The 17087-nt window shown below is 44.3% G+C and carries 16 protein-coding genes; 11 read left to right on the top strand and 5 right to left on the bottom strand.

The annotated features are described in order from the left end of the window. The first annotated feature begins 18 nt into the window (after positions 1–18). The 7 genes from JGK16_RS19780 (at position 19) to JGK16_RS19750 (ending at position 8243) form a co-directional block, all read left to right on the top strand. Positions 19–945 carry a glycosyltransferase family 2 protein gene (locus JGK16_RS19780; RefSeq protein ID WP_293191971.1) on the top strand — a complete coding sequence of 309 codons (927 nt, stop codon included), beginning with the start codon at positions 19–21 and terminating at the stop codon, positions 943–945. 150 nt (positions 946–1095) lie between these two features. After that, positions 1096–2346, top strand: a complete 1251-nt coding sequence (locus JGK16_RS19775; protein WP_293191969.1) for a glycosyltransferase family 4 protein — start codon at positions 1096–1098, stop codon at positions 2344–2346. A 315-nt stretch (positions 2347–2661) separates the two neighbouring features. After that, entirely contained in the window at positions 2662–3543 is an 882-nt protein-coding gene (locus JGK16_RS19770; protein ID WP_325315236.1) for a glycosyltransferase family 2 protein, read from the top strand. A 1-nt stretch (position 3544) separates the two neighbouring features. After that, positions 3545–4711 carry a glycosyltransferase family 4 protein gene (locus tag JGK16_RS19765; RefSeq protein ID WP_293183717.1) on the top strand — a complete coding sequence of 389 codons (1167 nt, stop codon included), beginning with the start codon at positions 3545–3547 and terminating at the stop codon, positions 4709–4711. Between the two features lie 232 nt (positions 4712–4943). Further along, positions 4944–6185, top strand: a complete 1242-nt coding sequence (locus tag JGK16_RS19760) for a glycosyltransferase (RefSeq protein WP_293183714.1) — start codon at positions 4944–4946, stop codon at positions 6183–6185. A gap of 58 nt (positions 6186–6243) precedes the next feature. Beyond that, entirely contained in the window at positions 6244–7326 is a 1083-nt protein-coding gene (locus JGK16_RS19755; protein ID WP_293183713.1) for an NAD-dependent epimerase/dehydratase family protein, read from the top strand. Between the two features lie 110 nt (positions 7327–7436). Continuing rightward, entirely contained in the window at positions 7437–8243 is an 807-nt protein-coding gene (locus JGK16_RS19750; protein WP_293183711.1) for a WecB/TagA/CpsF family glycosyltransferase, read from the top strand. Positions 8244–8443: 200 nt separating this feature from the next. On the opposite strand, the gene JGK16_RS19745 is transcribed toward JGK16_RS19750, so the two are convergent. Further along, complete coding sequence (locus JGK16_RS19745) at positions 8444–8719, bottom strand: hypothetical protein (protein WP_293183709.1); 276 nt, start codon at positions 8717–8719, stop codon at positions 8444–8446. Positions 8720–8861: 142 nt separating this feature from the next. On the opposite strand from JGK16_RS19745, the gene JGK16_RS19740 reads away from it, so the two are divergent. Then, entirely contained in the window at positions 8862–10331 is a 1470-nt protein-coding gene (locus JGK16_RS19740) for an Ig-like domain-containing protein (protein ID WP_293203352.1), read from the top strand. Positions 10332–10934: 603 nt separating this feature from the next. Here the strand turns inward: JGK16_RS19740 and JGK16_RS19735 are convergent. After that, on the bottom strand, positions 10935–11873 hold the full coding sequence (locus tag JGK16_RS19735; protein WP_293191965.1) for a class I SAM-dependent methyltransferase: 939 nt from the start codon (positions 11871–11873) through the stop codon (positions 10935–10937). 394 nt (positions 11874–12267) lie between these two features. After that, the gene (locus tag JGK16_RS19730) at positions 12268–13236 is read right to left on the bottom strand and encodes a DUF362 domain-containing protein (RefSeq protein WP_293183705.1); all 969 of its coding nucleotides are present in this window, start codon (positions 13234–13236) and stop codon (positions 12268–12270) included. A gap of 138 nt (positions 13237–13374) precedes the next feature. On the opposite strand from JGK16_RS19730, the gene JGK16_RS19725 reads away from it, so the two are divergent. Beyond that, positions 13375–13548 carry a hypothetical protein gene (locus tag JGK16_RS19725; RefSeq protein ID WP_293183704.1) on the top strand — a complete coding sequence of 58 codons (174 nt, stop codon included), beginning with the start codon at positions 13375–13377 and terminating at the stop codon, positions 13546–13548. On the opposite strand, the gene JGK16_RS19720 is transcribed toward JGK16_RS19725, so the two are convergent. Beyond that, positions 13545–13871 (bottom strand): hypothetical protein, encoded by a 327-nt coding sequence (locus JGK16_RS19720; RefSeq protein WP_293183703.1) that lies wholly within the window; start codon positions 13869–13871, stop codon positions 13545–13547. The two genes, JGK16_RS19725 and JGK16_RS19720, sit on opposite strands and share 4 nt — an antisense overlap. Before the next feature lie 176 nt (positions 13872–14047). Continuing rightward, the gene (locus JGK16_RS19715) at positions 14048–15499 is read right to left on the bottom strand and encodes an aspartate ammonia-lyase (protein WP_293191963.1); all 1452 of its coding nucleotides are present in this window, start codon (positions 15497–15499) and stop codon (positions 14048–14050) included. A gap of 187 nt (positions 15500–15686) precedes the next feature. Between JGK16_RS19715 and JGK16_RS19710 the strand changes: the two genes are divergently transcribed. Together JGK16_RS19710 and JGK16_RS19705 are read left to right on the top strand one after the other, a co-directional pair. Then, on the top strand, positions 15687–15884 hold the full coding sequence (locus tag JGK16_RS19710) for a hypothetical protein (protein WP_293183700.1): 198 nt from the start codon (positions 15687–15689) through the stop codon (positions 15882–15884). A gap of 6 nt (positions 15885–15890) precedes the next feature. Beyond that, positions 15891–16340, top strand: a complete 450-nt coding sequence (locus JGK16_RS19705) for a hypothetical protein (RefSeq protein ID WP_293191961.1) — start codon at positions 15891–15893, stop codon at positions 16338–16340. Positions 16341–17087: the final 747 nt, after the last annotated feature.

Below are 17087 nucleotides of genomic sequence, written 5' to 3'. Positions count from 1 at the left end.
CATAGTGGAGTTGTGTAAATGTTCGATCGACCGTTAAAAACCCCCGTCGCTTTTATTATTTTCAAACGTCCCGAAGAAACTCAGAGAGTATTCGCAGAAATTCGCAAAGTCAAGCCGTCAAAATTGTTAGTAGTTGCTGACGGGCCGCGGCCGGACAAACCGGGAGAAGACGCGCAATGCGCTGCGGCTCGCGCGATTATTGAGCAGGTGGATTGGGAATGCGAAGTTTTGCAGAATTATGCTGAGACTAATTTGGGTTGTCGCCAGCGAGTTTCTAGCGGGTTAGATTGGGTGTTTGATACGGTGGAAGAGGCGATTATTATTGAGGATGATTGTTTGCCTGATAGTAGCTTTTTCTACTTTGCCGAAGAGTTGTTGGAACGCTACCGATACGACGAAAGAATTATGTCGATATCTGGTCAAAACGTGCAGTTTGGCAAGCAGCGAACTGATTTTAGCTACTACTTTTCTCGCTACACTCATTGCTGGAGTTGGGCGAGTTGGAGGCGAGCTTGGCGACACTACGATCTAGATATGAAGCTGTGGCCGTCGGTTCGAGATGGAAATTTTTTGATGGATGTATTGGAAGATGCTCATGCTGCCAAAATCTGGACTAAAACTTGTCAGTTGTGTTACGACAAAGCTATTGATACATGGGATTTTCAGTGGACATTTGCGAGTTTTATTCAAAATGGTTTGAATATTTTGTCTAATGTCAATTTAGCTGCAAATATCGGACACGGAACGGGGGGGACTCACACGGATGATATCAATAGTCCCTACAACAATATGTCTGTTGAACCGATCGCCTTTCCTCTAAAACATCCTCCGTTTGTGATTCGCGATGCCCAAGCGGATCGCTTTACTCAAGAGAGTTTATATGATTACGATCCGAAATTGGTCAAGAAAGTCCAGCGCAAAATTAAAGGATTATTGAAAATGTAAGTAAAAATGCTGTTTTTTAGATATCCTACTTTTTGAATGAGTCGGGGATTTGGGTCTTTGGTTTGGGATTTTTAAGGATTTAACCACAGAGGGCGCAGAGGGCGCAGAGAAAGAGAAGAGGAGAAGGGATTTGATAATGAGGATGTTTGGATGAAAGTTTTGCTGGTGAGTAATTACGATACTAAAGGTGGTGCTGCGAGGGCGACTTATCGGCTGCACAAGGGCTTGCAAAGTATCGGGGTGAATTCCGAAATTTTGGCTGGTTATAAGTTTAGTGATGATGAAACTGTGCGGTTGATGCCGACAAGGTTAGGAGAAAAGTTTAAGAGTCTCCGAGGAAAATTAAATAGATTGCCGTTAAAAGTTTATCCCAAACTAGGTCAGGTAATTTTTTCGCCGCAATGGGTTCCTGATTCCTTGGCATCGGAAGTTGCCAAAATTAACCCTGATGCGATCAATTTGCACTGGGTTTGTGAAGGTTATATGCAGATTGAAACTCTGGCTAAGTTTAATAAACCGGTGGTTTGGACGCTGCACGATATGTGGGCGTTTACGGGTGGATGTCACTACAGTGAAAATTGCGATCGCTATCTTGATGCTTGCGGTGCTTGTCCGCAACTGCACAGCACTAAGGATGCTGATATTTCTCGTTGGATTTGGCAGCGGAAAGCTGAGGCTTGGCAAAATTTGAATCTGACTTTGGTAACTCCGAGTCATTGGTTGGCTGAATGCGCGAAATCTAGTTCTTTGTTGAAAAATTATCGAGTTAAAGTCATTGCGAATGGCCTTGATGCTGAACTCTACAAGCCGCTGAACCGCCCGCAGGTGAGGGATAGTTTGAATTTGCCTCAAGATAAACAGTTGGTCTTGTTTGGGGCGATGCAGGGTACGGGCGATCGCTGGAAGGGGTTTCCGTTGCTGGTTCCGGCTTTGCAAAGCCTCAGTCAGTCGGGTTGGCAAGATAAGATTGAACTGTTGGTTTTTGGGTGTTCTGAGCCTGAAAGCCCGATCGATGTTGGTTTCAAAACTCATTATTTAGGCAGGTTGGATGATACTACTTTGTCACAGGTTTATGCAGCGGCGGATGTGATGGTTGTCCCGTCGCGCTACGAAGCTTTTGGGCAGACGGCATCGGAAGCCATGGCTTGCGGTACGCCTGTGGTGGCTTTTGATGTGACGGGACTAAAAGATATTGTCGATCGCCAGTACAATGGCTATTTAGCCCAACCCTATGATACCGAGGATTTAGCGCGAGGGATTGCTTGGGTGCTAGAAGATGGTGAGCGGCATCAAAAGCTTTGTCGCCTAGCACGAGAGAAAGTTGAAGCCAAGTTTACCTTAGAAGTGCAAGCTCGCGAGTATCAAAATCTTTATCAAGAAGTTTGCCAAACTCCTAAGTAAGTAAAACTGATTAAATGTAAAACTTGTAGGGTATTTATAATGCCGATTTTTGGGTGTTTATTAGTATATTTTCGGACAGCCGACGTGTTGATTGTTACAATTACACCGTCAGGCAATTAGAGGCTGGGCAAAGCTGGCCAATCAAAAAATAAACGATCGACTAAATATCTTGATACTTGTGACAGATTAAGTTATTAATTGAATAGGACTCGCCTGCGATCGGCATTGTCGATCGCCCGAGGACAGTTTTATACCAATTTTGCACAAACAGCCCAATATTTGATATAGATGGAGCAGATAAGTATAGCAGTCCTGATGACTTGCCATAACCGCAAGTTAAAGACTTTGGCCACTCTAGAGTCGCTGTTTAAGCAAAAATTAACAAAGGAAATTGCACTCAATGCTTATCTGGTAGATGATGGTAGCACTGATGGCACAGCAGAAGTAATACAGCAAACATACCCTCACGTCAAGATTTTTTCGGGAGATGGTAACTTATTTTGGAATGGAGGAATGCGGGTTGCTTTCAGCGAAGCTATGAAAGACGATCCAGACTACTATGTCTGGCTCAACGACGACACCGTACTCGAACCAGAAGCTTTCAACGACTTGCTCGCCACCAGTAGCGAGCTAATCAAAAAAGGAGAAAAAAAGGCGATCGTTGCCGGCTCTACTCGCGATCCAGAAACCGGTGATTTTACATACGGCGGTATAGTCAAGATTACCCCATTACTTCCCTTTAAATTTCGCTTCCTTCAGCCAACAAAAGCACCTCAGCCTTGTGACAGCATGAATGGTAACTGCGTGTTAATTCCCCGCAGCGTGGTTGAACTGGTTGGCAATCTCGATCCAGCCTTTATTCATTATCTATCAGATTGGGAATACGGTCTGCGTGCCCGACAAAAAGGCTGTACAGTTTGGATAGCTCCAGGCTATCAAGGAACCTGTTCTCCCAATCCGCAATCAACAACAATAGCGGCTGCCAATATGAGTGAAGGCTTGGAAAAAATGAACCAACCCAAGGGTTTAGCTTTTAAAGATGCTACCCTTCAACCCTGGGAAGAGTGGAAAGTTTTTGCTCGCCGTCACGGTGGTTTATTCTGGCCAGTATATTGGTTGCTACCTTACAGAAGGTTAGTTTGGTTTTCAGTTTTAAGCAAGCTGGGATTCAATAAAAACAAAACTGAAGGTGAATAGCATGGTCGATAGAGATGATTTGCGCGTCGCTTGGCTGGTTCCAGAAGTAGAATTGGGCGCATATTGGCAGCCTGTATTAAGAGAATTTACAAAAGTATATAAAAATACTGTGTTTTATACTGGTCGCGTTTGGTCTGGGTTCGATCCGACGCTACCGGGAGCATCAGCAATTAAATTGGTAGGGGAGACTAAATTTGTCGAGACAGAAAAGATCGAAACAGGATACGATCGCGGTTTCATCGCAGTGTCGCCTAGCATCATCGGTCACTTGCTCAAATTTAGGCCACAAGTAGTTTTTCCTCAAGCTTTTTCTTTGTGGACTGTCTTGGTAATTCTCCTCAAACCGCTTTGTCAATGGCGAGTTGCAATTATTTATGACGGGAGTTCGCCAAACACAGATTTTCGAGATTCGAGTTTTCGGACATTCGCCAGACGCATTTTAGCTAAGTTTGCCGATGCTTTTGTTTCTAACAGCCAAGCTGGAAAAAGATATTTGGTGGAAGTTCTCCATGCACCCCAAGAGCAAGTTTTTACGAGAACTTATTTAGTTCCAGATGCGGAAACGCTGCTGAAACCTTTGGTCACAACCAAGCCACTAAATTTAGATCTCAAACACCCAGTTTTTTTATATGTGGGACGGATCACAGCTAGAAAAGGAATTAAGACGCTGTTAGAAGCTTGTGCCCTTCTCAAAAAGCAAGGATATTCTGATTATACTTTACTAATTGTTGGCAAGGGCGACCAGCGAGAGGAGTTGGAAGCTTTTATTAAAGAGCAAGATTTCCCCGAGCAAGTAAACTGGGTGGGATGGGTTGACTACGGAAGTTTGGGAGCTTATTTTCAGCTTGCTGATATTTTTGTTTTTCCTACTTTTGAGGATGTCTGGGGTATGGTTGTACCGGAAGCAATGGTGTTTGGGAAACCGGTATTGTGTTCTAACGGTGCAGCTTCCTGTGAGTTAATTGCGTCTGGGGAAAACGGTTATATTTTTGACCCTAACAATGCCAAGGAGTTGGCAGAAAAAATGCAGATTCTCATAGACAATCCTAATTTGATTGAATCGATGGGAGAGTGTTCGCGACAGCTAATTTCTCAAAAATCTCCTGAAACAGCAGCTAAAGCTTATGTCGAAGTTACATCTTTTTTGATGAAGTCAGTTGACGGTTGACGGTTGACAGTTGACAGTTGACAGTTGACAGTTGACAGTTGTTAGTTGTTAGTTGTTAGTTGTTAGTTATTGGTTATTGGTTATTTATTACCATTCCCAATTCCCAATTCCCAATTCCCAATTCCCAATTCCCAATTCCCAATTCCCAATTCCCAATTCCCAATTCCCAATTCCCAATTCCCAATGCCCAATGCCCAATGCCCTATTCCCTATTCCCTATTCCCAATTACCTATGAAAGTTTTATTATCTGCCTTTGCTTGCGAACCAAATCTAGGATCTGAAGAGGGAGTGGGATGGAATACTGTTATCCAATCTGCTAAACATCACGAAAGTTGGGTATTTACTCGGACGTTTTGTCGATCGTACATTGAAGCAGAACTAGAACGCAATCCAGTGCCCAACCTGCACTTTGTTTATTTCGATCCGTTTGGGTGGAGCGAAGATTGGAAAGGAAAACAAGGATTGCTGCAACTTCACTACTATCTGTGGCAAATCTGGGCTTATTTTATCGCTCGAAAGCTCGATCGCGAAATCGGTTTTGACATAGTACACCACGTAACTTATGTCAAACATTGGTCACCAAGTTTCCTGGCGCTGTTGCCGCATCCTTTTATTTGGGGGCCTGTCGGGGGTGCAGAAGCAGCACCAAAGCCTTTTTGGCAAGATTTTAGCCGCCGGGGCAGAATTTATGAAACACTGCGAGCATTGGCTCAAAGCGTAGGAGAACGCGATCCGTTTGTGGGGCTGACGGCGCGTCGCAGTGCGATCGCGCTAGCAACTACCGAAGAAACAGCAGCCCGACTGCGATTTCTCAAAGCAAAAAATGTGAAAATTTTCTCGCAAGTCGGTTTGTCCCAGCAGGAAATTGAGGAACTAGAAAAATTTCCAACCCCGCCCGATCGACCAATTAGATTTATTAGTGTGGGTCGTCTATTACACTGGAAAGGAGTGCACTTGGGACTCCGTGCATTTGCGGAGGCAAACGTGGAAGAATCGGAATACTGGATTGTGGGAGACGGCCCGGAAAGGCAGCGTTTAGAAGCTTTGGTAACAGAATTGGGACTGGCAAATAAAGTATATTTTTGGGGAGCTTTATCGCGTACTGAAACTCTTTCAAAAATGGGCGAGTCTCATGTTCTCCTCCATCCGAGTTTGCACGACTCGGGAGGTTTTGTATGTACTGAAATCATGGGGATTGGGCGTCCTACGATTTGTTTGGATTTAGGTGGGCCTGCGACTCAAGTAACGGCCCAAACTGGCATTAAAGTCAAGGCTACCGAGCCCGAAAATTCGACGAAAGGTCTAGCAGAAGCTATAGTGTGTTTAGCGCACGATCGTGAATTGCGAGATCGCTTGGGTCGAGCCGGTCAAAAGCGCGTCAGGGAAATATATGACTGGAACATAAAAGGTAAATTTTTTGCCGAATTGTGCGCCGAATTGTGCGAAGATGTATTCCAAGGCAAATCAGGATAACTTCTGATTTGTGCGATCGCACAAAACAAAGAAAACTATATTTTTTAGGCGGTGAAACGTGAGCGTTGCAATTATTACTGGAGCGGCGGGTTTAATTGGATCCGAGGCTTGTAAATTCTTTGCCAAACAAGGTTTCGACATCGTTGGCATCGACAACAATATGCGTCAGTTCTTTTTTGGTGCTGATGGTTCTACTAATTGGAACCGCCAACAACTCGAAAAATCACTGGGAACAAAGTATTACCATTTAGATGTGGACATTCGCGACTATGAAGCGATTACCAATATCTTTCAGCGGTATGGCGAGTCGATCGAGTTAGTAATTCACACAGCAGCCCAACCCAGCCACGATTGGGCTGCCCGCGCTCCTAAAATAGATTTTACCGTCAACGCTAACGGTACTCTCAATCTTTTAGAAGTAACTCGCTTGTACTGTCCCAAAGCCGTTTTCATTTTTACTTCTACCAACAAAGTATACGGCGATACGCCCAACAAATTACCTTTAATTGAATTAGAACACAGGTGGGAAATTGAACCAGGTCACACTTACGAAGGTGGGATTCGGGAAGATATGTCAATCGATCAGTGCCTGCACAGTTTGTTTGGTGCGTCTAAGGTGTCCGCTGATATTTTAGTTCAAGAATACGGTCGTTATTTTAATATGAATACGGCTTGTTTTAGGGGTGGCTGTCTGACTGGGCCCAATCATTCGGGAGCTCAATTACACGGATTTCTCGCCTACTTGATGAAGTGCGCCGTGACAGGAACTCCCTACACCGTGTTTGGGTACAAAGGCAAGCAAGTCCGCGACAACATTCACAGTGCTGATTTAATTTCTGCTTTTTATGAATTTTATAAAGCTCCCAGAAGCGCCCAGGTTTATAATACAGGAGGAGGCAGATATAGCAATTGTTCGATGTTAGAAGCCATCCAGATGTGTGAGGCAATTGCTGAACGCAAATTTAATTGGACATATGCAGAAGGGAATCGCATTGGCGATCACATTTGGTGGATTAGCGACAACTCAAAATTTTCCAGCCACTATCCTGACTGGAAAATGAAATATAACGTCAAACAAATCCTACAGGAGATTTATGACTGTAACCGCGAGCGCTGGCTGAAAGAAGGGGCGCAGAATTGAGCGGGACAAAAATAATGGGCTGGCATTTTTGGTAAAGATTGAATACAACGTTAAACAAATCCTACAGGAGATTTATGACTGTAACGGCTGTTGGCTTACAGAGGTGTTCTATGATCGATCTCGGGAAAAAGAATGTACTAGGCATATTAGTAAATGCCCTGAATTATGAAGCGGCTGTCAGCAAAATTATTGCGGCAGCCAAGGCCGGAAAACCACTTTCAGTTTCGGCTCTAGCGGTGCACGGGGTAATGACAGGGGTTCTTGACAGCACTCACCGCTATCGGCTCAATCACATTGACTTAGTATTGCCGGATGGACAACCGGTAAGGTGGGCGTTAAATTTGCTCTACAATACGGGATTGCCCGATCGAGTTTGCGGGCCGAATGCGATGTTAGAAATCTGCGAACGTGCGGCCGAAGAAGGATTATCTATCTATTTGTACGGCTCTAAAGCTTCTGTACTGGAGGCTTTGTCTCGCAATCTCTGCCAACTTTATCCCAAGTTAATTATTGCTGGAACTCAGCCTTCTAAATTTAGGCACGTTTCGCCGGAAGAGAAAAAGGAAATTGCGCTGCAAATTCGCAACAGCGGTGCAGCCATTACTTTTGTAGGTTTGGGCTGTCCGCGACAAGAAGTCTGGGCTTACGAATACCGGGATGACATATCAATGCCACTGATTGCTGTAGGTGCAGCCTACGATTTTCATGCGGGAAATTTGGCTAAATCTCCTGAGATTTTAGGTAAGATGGGTTTGGAATGGCTGTTTAGGTTCATGAAGGAACCCCGACGCCTCTGGAAGCGGTATGTTTTGTTAAATCCGCTTTATATCTGGCTGTTTTTGCTGCAAGCTTTCAAATTAAAAGAGTTCGACCCCAAAGACGCCACGCCGCCTGTGGAAGAAGTATTGTATGGTTGAATTTTATCTATTGTGTTGTAAATAGTCAGTTTTGACTAATAAAAAGCCACAAGCCGAAAGTAGAAATAATAAATAATTATTTTAACTGGCAACTTTAAACTTGTGACTATTTAAATCGAGAATTAATGGGTTGTTTTCTGTGATTTTTGTTTTGCTTGCTTTGTAACTTGCTATTTAGATTGCTGAGGAACTAGCAGCCGTCATTGTTCGATCGTTTGGGGGACTTGAACTCGACAGCCAGCACAGTTGCAGCCTGAAGTTATGAGGGCGAGGTCTCCTATTTTGTCAGAGTTGATTTCTGGCAGCGAGGATTGGGTTTCGTCTTGATTTATGTCTGGATTGGCTGATATTTCGCCATTGCGCTCAATGCTGGGATTTGGGGAAATTCGGGTGCTAGCATTAGCGGGATTTACCGCTAAGATCGTTAAGGCTACAGAACCGGAGCAGCCGAGCAAAGTTAGTAGGTTTTTGTTCACGATAACTTTCCTGTAGAGGGGAAAGACATTAGTTTAACAGACTGATTTGAGCCATCGCATAAAATTTAACTTTTTATTTGAGATTGCTTGTTTGTATTGAAACAAGTTTGGCAATTAGTCTAGTCTAAATTCAGGCTATTGTATGTTTGTGGGAAAATTAAAAAAATTAGAGCCGATCGACCGCACGGCTGTATCATTGATGGTATTGCTGAGTTTCGCGATCGGGTTTTTGCTTGCTCAAGGCGATCGATCTTTACCGAAAGTGCGCGATTTTAGCTGGGAAAACAAACAAGTAGGGGCGAGAGATACGGCTTTTGTCCTGACTTTCAGCCGCCAGATGGATCGTGCAAGCGTTGAAGCAAACCTGCACGTCGAGCCACCTTTGCCGGGAAAAATTAGTTGGTCGGGGCGACGGCTAGTATATACTTTGATCGCGCCTCCCCAGTACGATCGCACTTATACAATTTCATTGCAACAAGCGCGGGAAAAACTAGGTTCTGACAAACAAGGAAATGCGATCGCACCGTTTGTCAGTCAATTTAGCACGCCCGATCGCGCTTTTGTTTACACTGGCACAGAAGCCTCAGAAAAAGGGCGGTTAATTCTTTACAATCTCACCCGCAAACAAAAAATCATCCTCACTCCTGAAAATTTAGTAATTAAAGATTATAGAATTTACCCAGCGGGCGATCGCATTTTATTTTCTGCTAGCGAATGGTCAAAATATCAGCCTGGTTTGTACGAACAATCCTTGTATGCCGTCACTACAGGCAGAAGTTCCGATCCGGCTCAAAAACCTGGCAGCATTCAGCAGATTTTAGGCAATCAAGACTATGAAAATCTCAAATTCGATCTGTCTGCTGACGGCAAGACGATCGCGATTCAGCGGGCAAAGAGGGGCAATGCAGAGGACATTGGTTTGTGGGTAGTGCGATCGTCGTCCACTTCGGCGGTGCCGCAGCGGTTGTTAAGTCATCCCGCTGGAGAATTTGCGATCGCCCCAGACAGCGCAACTTTAGCCAATCCCCAAGCAGACGGGATCGCCATTTTATCCCTCACACCAAACGTCAAACCTTTAGAGTTCATACCATCTTTTCGGAGAGTGTTCAGCTTCACTCCCGACGGCAGAGAATCGGCAATGCTCAAGTACAATAGCGATTTTACGCAGTCAATCTTTTTAGTAACCAACCAGGGATTGCAAAAAGAATTGATCCGCACCGCCGGAGAATTCCTCAACTGTCAGTTTGATCCCAGAAATCCTCAGCTTTACTGCTTGTTAACCAGGCGCCAGCCCGGAAAAGATTTTTCCGAGCAACTCACCCTAGAAGCAATTAATTTGCAGACATTTGCAGTAAAACCGCTGTTAGTTTTGCCCGACCAAGTGGAGACAAAAATGAGCTTGTCGCCCGATGGGTTAGAATTGCTGTTAGATCGGCTAGTTGTCAAGAAATCGGAACCAGTCGCAGGAGATTTGAGAACAGATGGCGGAAATGCGATCGCCTCTTCAACTCTCATACTTTTAAACTTAAAAAACGCACCGGCATCTACTAATAATTCTCCATCACCCGAAGACTTGCCTTTAAAAGGATTCCGCCCCCGCTGGCTGCCCTAAACAAAATCTTTTACCAAAAAGAATGGGTTTAAAGCCGGAAGCGCGATCGGGATAAATTAAAAGAAAACAATTCATTAATCGAATCCTCTTCCTTCTAGGTAGAGGTAGCTGTCAACTATCAACCAATACTGTTTACTTAAGACCGATCCCCCCTAACCCCCCTTAAAAAGGGGGGAAAGAAAGCTCTTAAAGTCCCCCTTCTTAAGGGGGGATTTAGGGGGATCTCCGAGTATAAGAATTCTTAAGTGAACCGTATTGAACTATCAACTATCAACTGTCAACTGTCAAAGGACTTACGCAAGAGGCCTAGAGATAGGGGCGATTCCTGCTCGGGATTGTTCCTACTTTCACACCGTATGCAGAGCTGGTGAGTCAGGGTAGCATCTCAGTTTGCTTGAATAGTGCCACATCGCTTGCGATAGCTTTATAGAAGCTTTGCTATGTGGGGAAAGTAGCACTAAGGCAAAAAAGACGTAATTGCCCAAGTTAGATGCACCCGTCCGTCATGCGTAAGTTCTGTCTTAGGTAATGGGAAGCCTCGCTTCTGAAATTCTCAAGGTAATAAGAAATTCTCAAAGCCTTATTTCCCTTCCTTCGCTCTTACTATGACTTTTGTACAACAATTCTGACTGAATCGTATTTTTTCTCGTCGGGAGCCAGAAATGTTTTCAGTAGTAACTTCCAAGCTTGGAGTTTACTGTTTGCTTTGGGCTTTACCATCCCAGGAGATTGCCTTGAATCGAGCGCATTCAAAATTTTTCTTTCATCATCGATCCAACCGTTAGTAAATAGGCGATAGTAGCCATTAAACTCGGTAGAAATCACCTCAAATCCCACCTGTTGGCAGATAGCGCGCAAACTGTCCGGTGTGAAGAAATAAAAATGCCTTGGCACATCTAGATGGAGCCATGCAATCCCTGATTCTTTTAGCGCCCTACACGAGTTATTTGGTACTTCCATCACCAATTTGCCGCCGTCCACGAGCAACTCCATGGTATTGCGGAGTGCCAGTACAGGATTTATGGTATGTTCCAGTACGTGGTTCATAATAATCATGTCGTATTTTCTCGACGTGATTTCCGGGGGCAAAGATTCAGCAGTGCCATAATATACATCAAGATTTCGTTCCTCGGCGAAACGCAAAGCTTGTCTATCTGGTTCTACTCCCCAGACTTTGTGACCATCCAATTTGAAGTCTTCCAGCAGTTTGCCATTGGCGCAACCGATTTCTAGTATCGAGTAAGAAGAAGTCCCGAACTGCTGTTTCCACCATTGAGTGGTGACATCTACTCCCTTATCGAAACGCCAAGCTAGATGGGTTCGCAATTTATCGAAGAAGGAAATAGAAGAGGGTGCTTCTGAGTCGGTAAATTCTGCATGGTGAGTATAGTAATCGTCGATGTCGTAGAAGCTCTCAATTTGGTCTAGTTCTGGTAGAGGATGGAGGCATCCAAGTTGTGATTTTTGACACCAGTACAATTGAAATGACTCTTTATTTGCAGGTCTTCGCCAATCACCCGGGATGAATAACCAGGGTTTCATACTCTGTCCCGATATAAGGGAAACTACAGTAGGACTTAAGGGCTTCTGAGTTTGCATTGGAGTTCTCCTTATTTTACAGACTTGATGTACTGATAACCACCGGAGTCGCAGTTTACATCATGAAATCAGTTATCGCAGTTGAAAATTGTGTGTTCTGATACACAGTAGATGATTACCCTAAAATTATGAGGATTCAGAAACAGATTTCTCCGGCATGGTTGTTAGCTTAGCATCTTATTGAAGATAACTCATTGAATTTCAATACTCAGGACAGGTTTTAGTCAGAAATCAGGCTGGGATAGGGTTTGGGCTTTCTCGACAGCTCAAATTTAAACGGTAGAATGAGGGTTTGGGCCACTGCCCAAAAATGTCGAAATTATTGTAACTTGCTTTGTCACTTGTTCGATAAAAACACACTTGTTCCCTTATTTTCTTTGATAAAGCGGATATAAAGGTGCTTGAACACTGACTTAATCACCCGAGGCATCCCAAAGTCGATCGGCATCATATTTTCCGGCAATTTCCAATCGAAAACCTTGAGAGTTTCCGGGCGCAACAGTGGAAAATCGAGTTCCTCCAAATTCGAGCACAGTCCCAATCTCATCGCCGCAGCTACAGTCGGAACCATTGCTGGATCGACATTAATAATTTCCACTAAAGTTCGATCCAAAGCAAACACATCACTGGAGGCGCCCAAAATTCCTAAAAACTTAGGTTCGCCGCCGCTGGGCCCGTTACCTTCGTGACCGATAATGCCATCCAAAATCGTCAAATTTGGGTTAATTGTCCGGGCAGTTTCTACCAGCATTTGACCGAATCTGGCGCTATCTTTGCCGGCTTCCATGTGCCACCAAGCCTTCATTTTCCCGGGCACGCAGCCGAACAAGTTTTTGACGCCCATTGTGACGGTTAATTGAACGTGAGATTTGAGTTTGGGCAGATTAATCACCACATCCGCTTCCATTGCTTCTTTGCAAAGTCGGAGATGATTGAAATCTTGGCTGACTGTTTTGTAACGTTTTCCTTGAAACTCTACTACGGGCAAATTTAGTTCTGCCAACAGTGGCAAATAACCGTTGGCTTTGGCGACACCCATGGCGCTACCAAAAGCCGGACTGTCTCCTAAAAACGGTTTACCACCTGCTTCGATGACCATTTTCGCCACGCAGTAAACTAATTCTGGGCGGGTGACGCATTCTTTGGTAGGGCGAGCACCTGTGAGGAGGTTGGGTTTGAGTAAAACACGATCGCCCGATTTGACAAAAGCTGAGATTCCGCCCAAGGGTGCGAGCAGGTTTTCTAAAGATTTTTGTAGCTTTTGGCGATCGTATGAATTGGCCCGAATTAAACTAACAGAAGACATAATCATTCAGTTGACAGTTGACAGTTGACAGTTGACAGTTGATAAAAGAAGGAAGAGGATTGGAGTAATGAATCGTGTTATTTTAATTTCTCCCGATCGGGGAGAGGCTTTAAACTAATTGTTTCTGGGAATCGGGAATTGGGAATTGGGATTTGGGATTTGGCGATCGGGAATTGGCAGGAGAAATGGATTATTAGTATTTTTACACTTCGTGATTACCAATTACCAATTACCAATTACCCATTACCAATTACCCATTACCCATTACCAATTACCCATTACCAATTACCCATTACCATCAACCAAGTTTAAGTAGACATCGGCAATCTGCCAGAAGCAGCCCGCTGCATGGTACTAACTCGCAGGGAGTTAGGGAAAATTCCTTGACCTTGAAGTTCTGGGATAGCAGGTTTAACTTCCACTTTCACCAATCGGGCCGTGCAGATAAAAACCGTTTGATCGACTAGATGAAAAGTCAACCAAGGTTGATTTAACAAATTCAGCACTTCCTCTTGAAATTCTAGTGCGGGCATCGGAACAGTAAAGGTTTCCGTGTGACCTTCCACATAATGAAATGTCACTTGAGTGGTGTTCTCTTTATCTTGAGTTACTTTGCCAAAGGAACCTGCGCGCATAAATATTGCTCCCAAACTTTAGAGTTGAAAAGATTAAGATGGCGGTTGAAACCGCGTCTAAAGAAACCTAGGCGTTAGATAGGACGTACGGTTGAAACCGCGTCTACACAAACGAAGTCCACCTGCGTGGTGTAAAGAAAATAATTTAATTTTAACCGCCCGGCCTTCAACCCGCACTAGAAGGGTTTTGTTTTTATAGACGCGGTTTCAACCGCCCGGTTTTCTGGCATCGCACTCATTTTCTCCAAATCGAGAACTGTTGCCAAGTCTTCTGCATTCATTAAACCGCGTTCCAGCACAATTTGCCGCAAAGATTTGCCGGTTTCGAGAGATTCTTTGGCGACGGCGGCGGCGTTGAGATAGCCGATGTGAGTATTGAGGGCGGTAACGAGGGCGAGACTGCCTTCTGCGTAGGCGAGACATCGATCGCCATTGGCTTCAATTTTGTCGAGGCATTTGGTTGTTAGGGCGCTGATGGTGTTGCCCAAAATTTCGATGCTGTGAATTAGATTGTAGGCGATTAGGGGCATCATTACGTTCAATTCTAATTGTCCTGCTTGGGCACAAAGGGCGATCGCGCTATCGTAACCCATGACTTGAAAACAAACCATCGATGTCATTTCTGCCATCACCGGATTGTATTTCCCAGGCATAATGGACGAACCAGGTTGCACGGGAGGCAGTTGAATTTCCTTGAAACCCGTTTTCGGCCCGGAATCCATCAAACGCAAGTCGTGGGACATTTTAACGCAATCCTGAGCGAGATTTCGGATGGCGCCGGAGACATTGACAAACGGCGCCATACTCTGCATTGCTGCCATTAAATGCGGTGCTGGTTTCAGAGGTTTTTGGATTAATTCCGAAAGAATTTGAGCGACTTTTTCGCAGTATTCTGGGTGAGTATTTAAGCCAGTTCCTGCGGCACTTCCGCCCAATCCCAAGGATGTCAAATCGCCGGAAGCAGTGGTAATTCTGGCGCTGTGATCTCTAAGAATCTGTGCCCAAGCGCGGAAGGTTTCGCCGAGTCGCACCGGGACGGCATCTTGCAGGTGAGTGCGGCCGGATTTGACGATATTGTGGAATTCTACGGCTTTTTTGTCCAGGGATGCGATCGCCTGCGACAAAGCCGGGAACAAAGTTTTTTCCAAAGCCAACAATCCGCCAATCCGAATTGCAGTTGGAATCACATCATTGGTTGATTGACCGTAGTTTACGTGATCGTTGGGACTAACGCGCTTGTAGTTACCTTTTTCATCGCCCATAATTTCCAAAGCGCGATTGGAAAGAACTTCATTGACGTTCATGTGGTGAGAAGTTCCGGCACCTGCTTGGTAGACATCAACGACAAATTGATCGCGCAAATTTCCTGCTAAAACTTCATCAGCAGCTTTAATCAGTGCTGTGCTGATATCTTCAGGAATGCAGCCGAGTTTACCGTTAGCTATGGCGGCAGCTTTTTTAATTAAAACGCAAGCATCGACGTAAGTTGATAAAGGCTTGATACCGCTAATTGGAAAATTTTCAACGGCGCGCAGAGTTTGGATGCCGTAGTAAACAGTAGATGGGATTTGTTTATCTCCCATCGAGTCGCTTTCGGTGCGGTAGGTGATGGTTGGCTGTTGAGTCATATCGTCTGGTTTGTGATAATTAGGAAGTGTACAATTTTTTGGGTAACACCACGCTGCGGGTGTTTTTACTGTACCGCACCCGCTGGCGACTGTGCAGTAATGCTTCAACAGTTGACAGTTGACAGTTGACAGTTGACAGTTGACAGTTTGAGAGCGACCTCTACCTAGAAGGAAGAGGATTGGAGTAATGAATAGTCTGATTTTTATTTCTCCCGATCGGGGTTACGACTTTCAACCAATTCTTTCTGGTAAGTTGCGATCGCCTAGAATTATCTCACATCTCGGGGTTCCCTCTCCAATCAAGTTGGCGGTAAGGGCGATCGCGCGCACACAGCCCCAGTCAGCTATAATCCTACAAGTAAACAAATTTCACTCTTACTGTTAAACTCCCATGAGAACACCAGCAAAAAGTTTCAAATTCCCGCTCAATATTTTGACGATCGGCTTAAGTGCATCCCTGATTTTTCCAGCTTCAGTAAAAGCCATATCCAGCATGGTTTCCTCCCCAGCAACTTCCGAAAAACCTGCCGTTTTAATGGCTAAGGTTCAGCAGCGAATCCAGTTCAAAAAAGGTACTAATTCAGCGGAAATCAAAGGAGGAGTAGCGCGCGGCACTGTTAATACTTATTTGATTAAAGCTAAAAAAGGGCAAAAGATGAAGATCGAGATCCAATCCCTTGAAAAAAATGCTGTTTTTAACATCATAGACCCAAATACAAAGACGATAGTTAAAGAATCAAAAAACTGGTCTGGAGAATTGAGCCAAACAGGAGACTATGAAATAGCTGTCGGTACAGAAAGAGGAGGTGCAAGTTACAATATGTCAGTGTCGATCGAGTAAGTAACCACACAAAATTAATTACATAAAAACTCCTTTGTCGGCAATGGTTTCAGTTAGTCGTAGGGTGTGTCGCACGAGAACAATCCCTAAATTTCACGCCATATCTCATGGCGACGCACGTTACACATTGGGTGGACCAAACAAACCATACAATATAATTGTTCGTTTTGCTGATAAGAGGCTCAGTTTATAAGGTGCGTCCCTTTGAGATTGTCCATTTTTTTGAGGGATTGTTAATGGCGACGCACCCTACAGCTAATGTTGTATAAATGCCTGAAAATTGGTATTAAATCCTGACCAAGAATTTCTTGATGGTACCCGCCACGTGATTTATCCGTGGAATCAATCCCAAATCGAAAATCTAAAATCCTCTCTTCCCCCAAATTTATCCGTGGGGTCAATCTAAAATCTAAAATCTAAAATCTAAAATCGATTGACTTGTGGGATGGTGCCCAGAGTCCGTCCGAAAATTTGATTAAAAGGACTTTTGCAAGAAGTCTAAGGTGCGTCGCTTTGAGATTGTCCATTTTTTTTGAGGGATTGTTAATGGCGACGCACCCGACTACTGTTGAACCGGGTAATTTTAGGGTGGTAAATATTCCATTAAAATTTAAAACAAATAATCTATACACCGTTCCGGTTCATCGTACCGTAACTGTTTAACCAAATTTCTGGATTTTGTAACAAAAGTTCAAGCTTTGCATCCCGTAAAGTTGTTATATTTGGGTTGCAAAAACAATTTTGAAG

Origin of the sequence: Microcoleus sp. PH2017_09_SFU_O_A (genome assembly GCF_020738625.1) — a bacterium.
Classification (GTDB): Bacteria; Cyanobacteriota; Cyanobacteriia; order Cyanobacteriales; family Microcoleaceae; genus Microcoleus.
The sequence above is the reverse complement of the archived record's forward strand: the minus strand, read 5'-3'. Positions and strand labels throughout refer to the sequence as shown.

Excerpts from the sequence above, each read along its gene's own strand:
- JGK16_RS19780 (WP_293191971.1), top strand. The coding sequence starts at position 19 with ATGTTCGATCGACCGTTAAAAACCCCCGTCGCTTTTATTATTTTCAAA.
- JGK16_RS19775 (WP_293191969.1), top strand. The coding sequence starts at position 1,096 with ATGAAAGTTTTGCTGGTGAGTAATTACGATACTAAAGGTGGTGCTGCG.
- JGK16_RS19770 (WP_325315236.1), top strand. The coding sequence starts at position 2,662 with ATGACTTGCCATAACCGCAAGTTAAAGACTTTGGCCACTCTAGAGTCG.
- JGK16_RS19765 (WP_293183717.1), top strand. The coding sequence starts at position 3,545 with ATGGTCGATAGAGATGATTTGCGCGTCGCTTGGCTGGTTCCAGAAGTA.
- JGK16_RS19760 (WP_293183714.1), top strand. The coding sequence starts at position 4,944 with ATGAAAGTTTTATTATCTGCCTTTGCTTGCGAACCAAATCTAGGATCT.
- JGK16_RS19750 (WP_293183711.1), top strand. The coding sequence starts at position 7,437 with ATGATCGATCTCGGGAAAAAGAATGTACTAGGCATATTAGTAAATGCC.
- JGK16_RS19740 (WP_293203352.1), top strand. The coding sequence starts at position 8,862 with ATGTTTGTGGGAAAATTAAAAAAATTAGAGCCGATCGACCGCACGGCT.
- JGK16_RS19735 (WP_293191965.1), bottom strand. The coding sequence starts at position 11,873 with ATGAAACCCTGGTTATTCATCCCGGGTGATTGGCGAAGACCTGCAAAT.
- JGK16_RS19730 (WP_293183705.1), bottom strand. The coding sequence starts at position 13,236 with ATGTCTTCTGTTAGTTTAATTCGGGCCAATTCATACGATCGCCAAAAG.
- JGK16_RS19720 (WP_293183703.1), bottom strand. The coding sequence starts at position 13,871 with ATGCGCGCAGGTTCCTTTGGCAAAGTAACTCAAGATAAAGAGAACACC.
- JGK16_RS19715 (WP_293191963.1), bottom strand. The coding sequence starts at position 15,499 with ATGACTCAACAGCCAACCATCACCTACCGCACCGAAAGCGACTCGATG.
- JGK16_RS19710 (WP_293183700.1), top strand. The coding sequence starts at position 15,687 with ATGAATAGTCTGATTTTTATTTCTCCCGATCGGGGTTACGACTTTCAA.
- JGK16_RS19705 (WP_293191961.1), top strand. The coding sequence starts at position 15,891 with ATGAGAACACCAGCAAAAAGTTTCAAATTCCCGCTCAATATTTTGACG.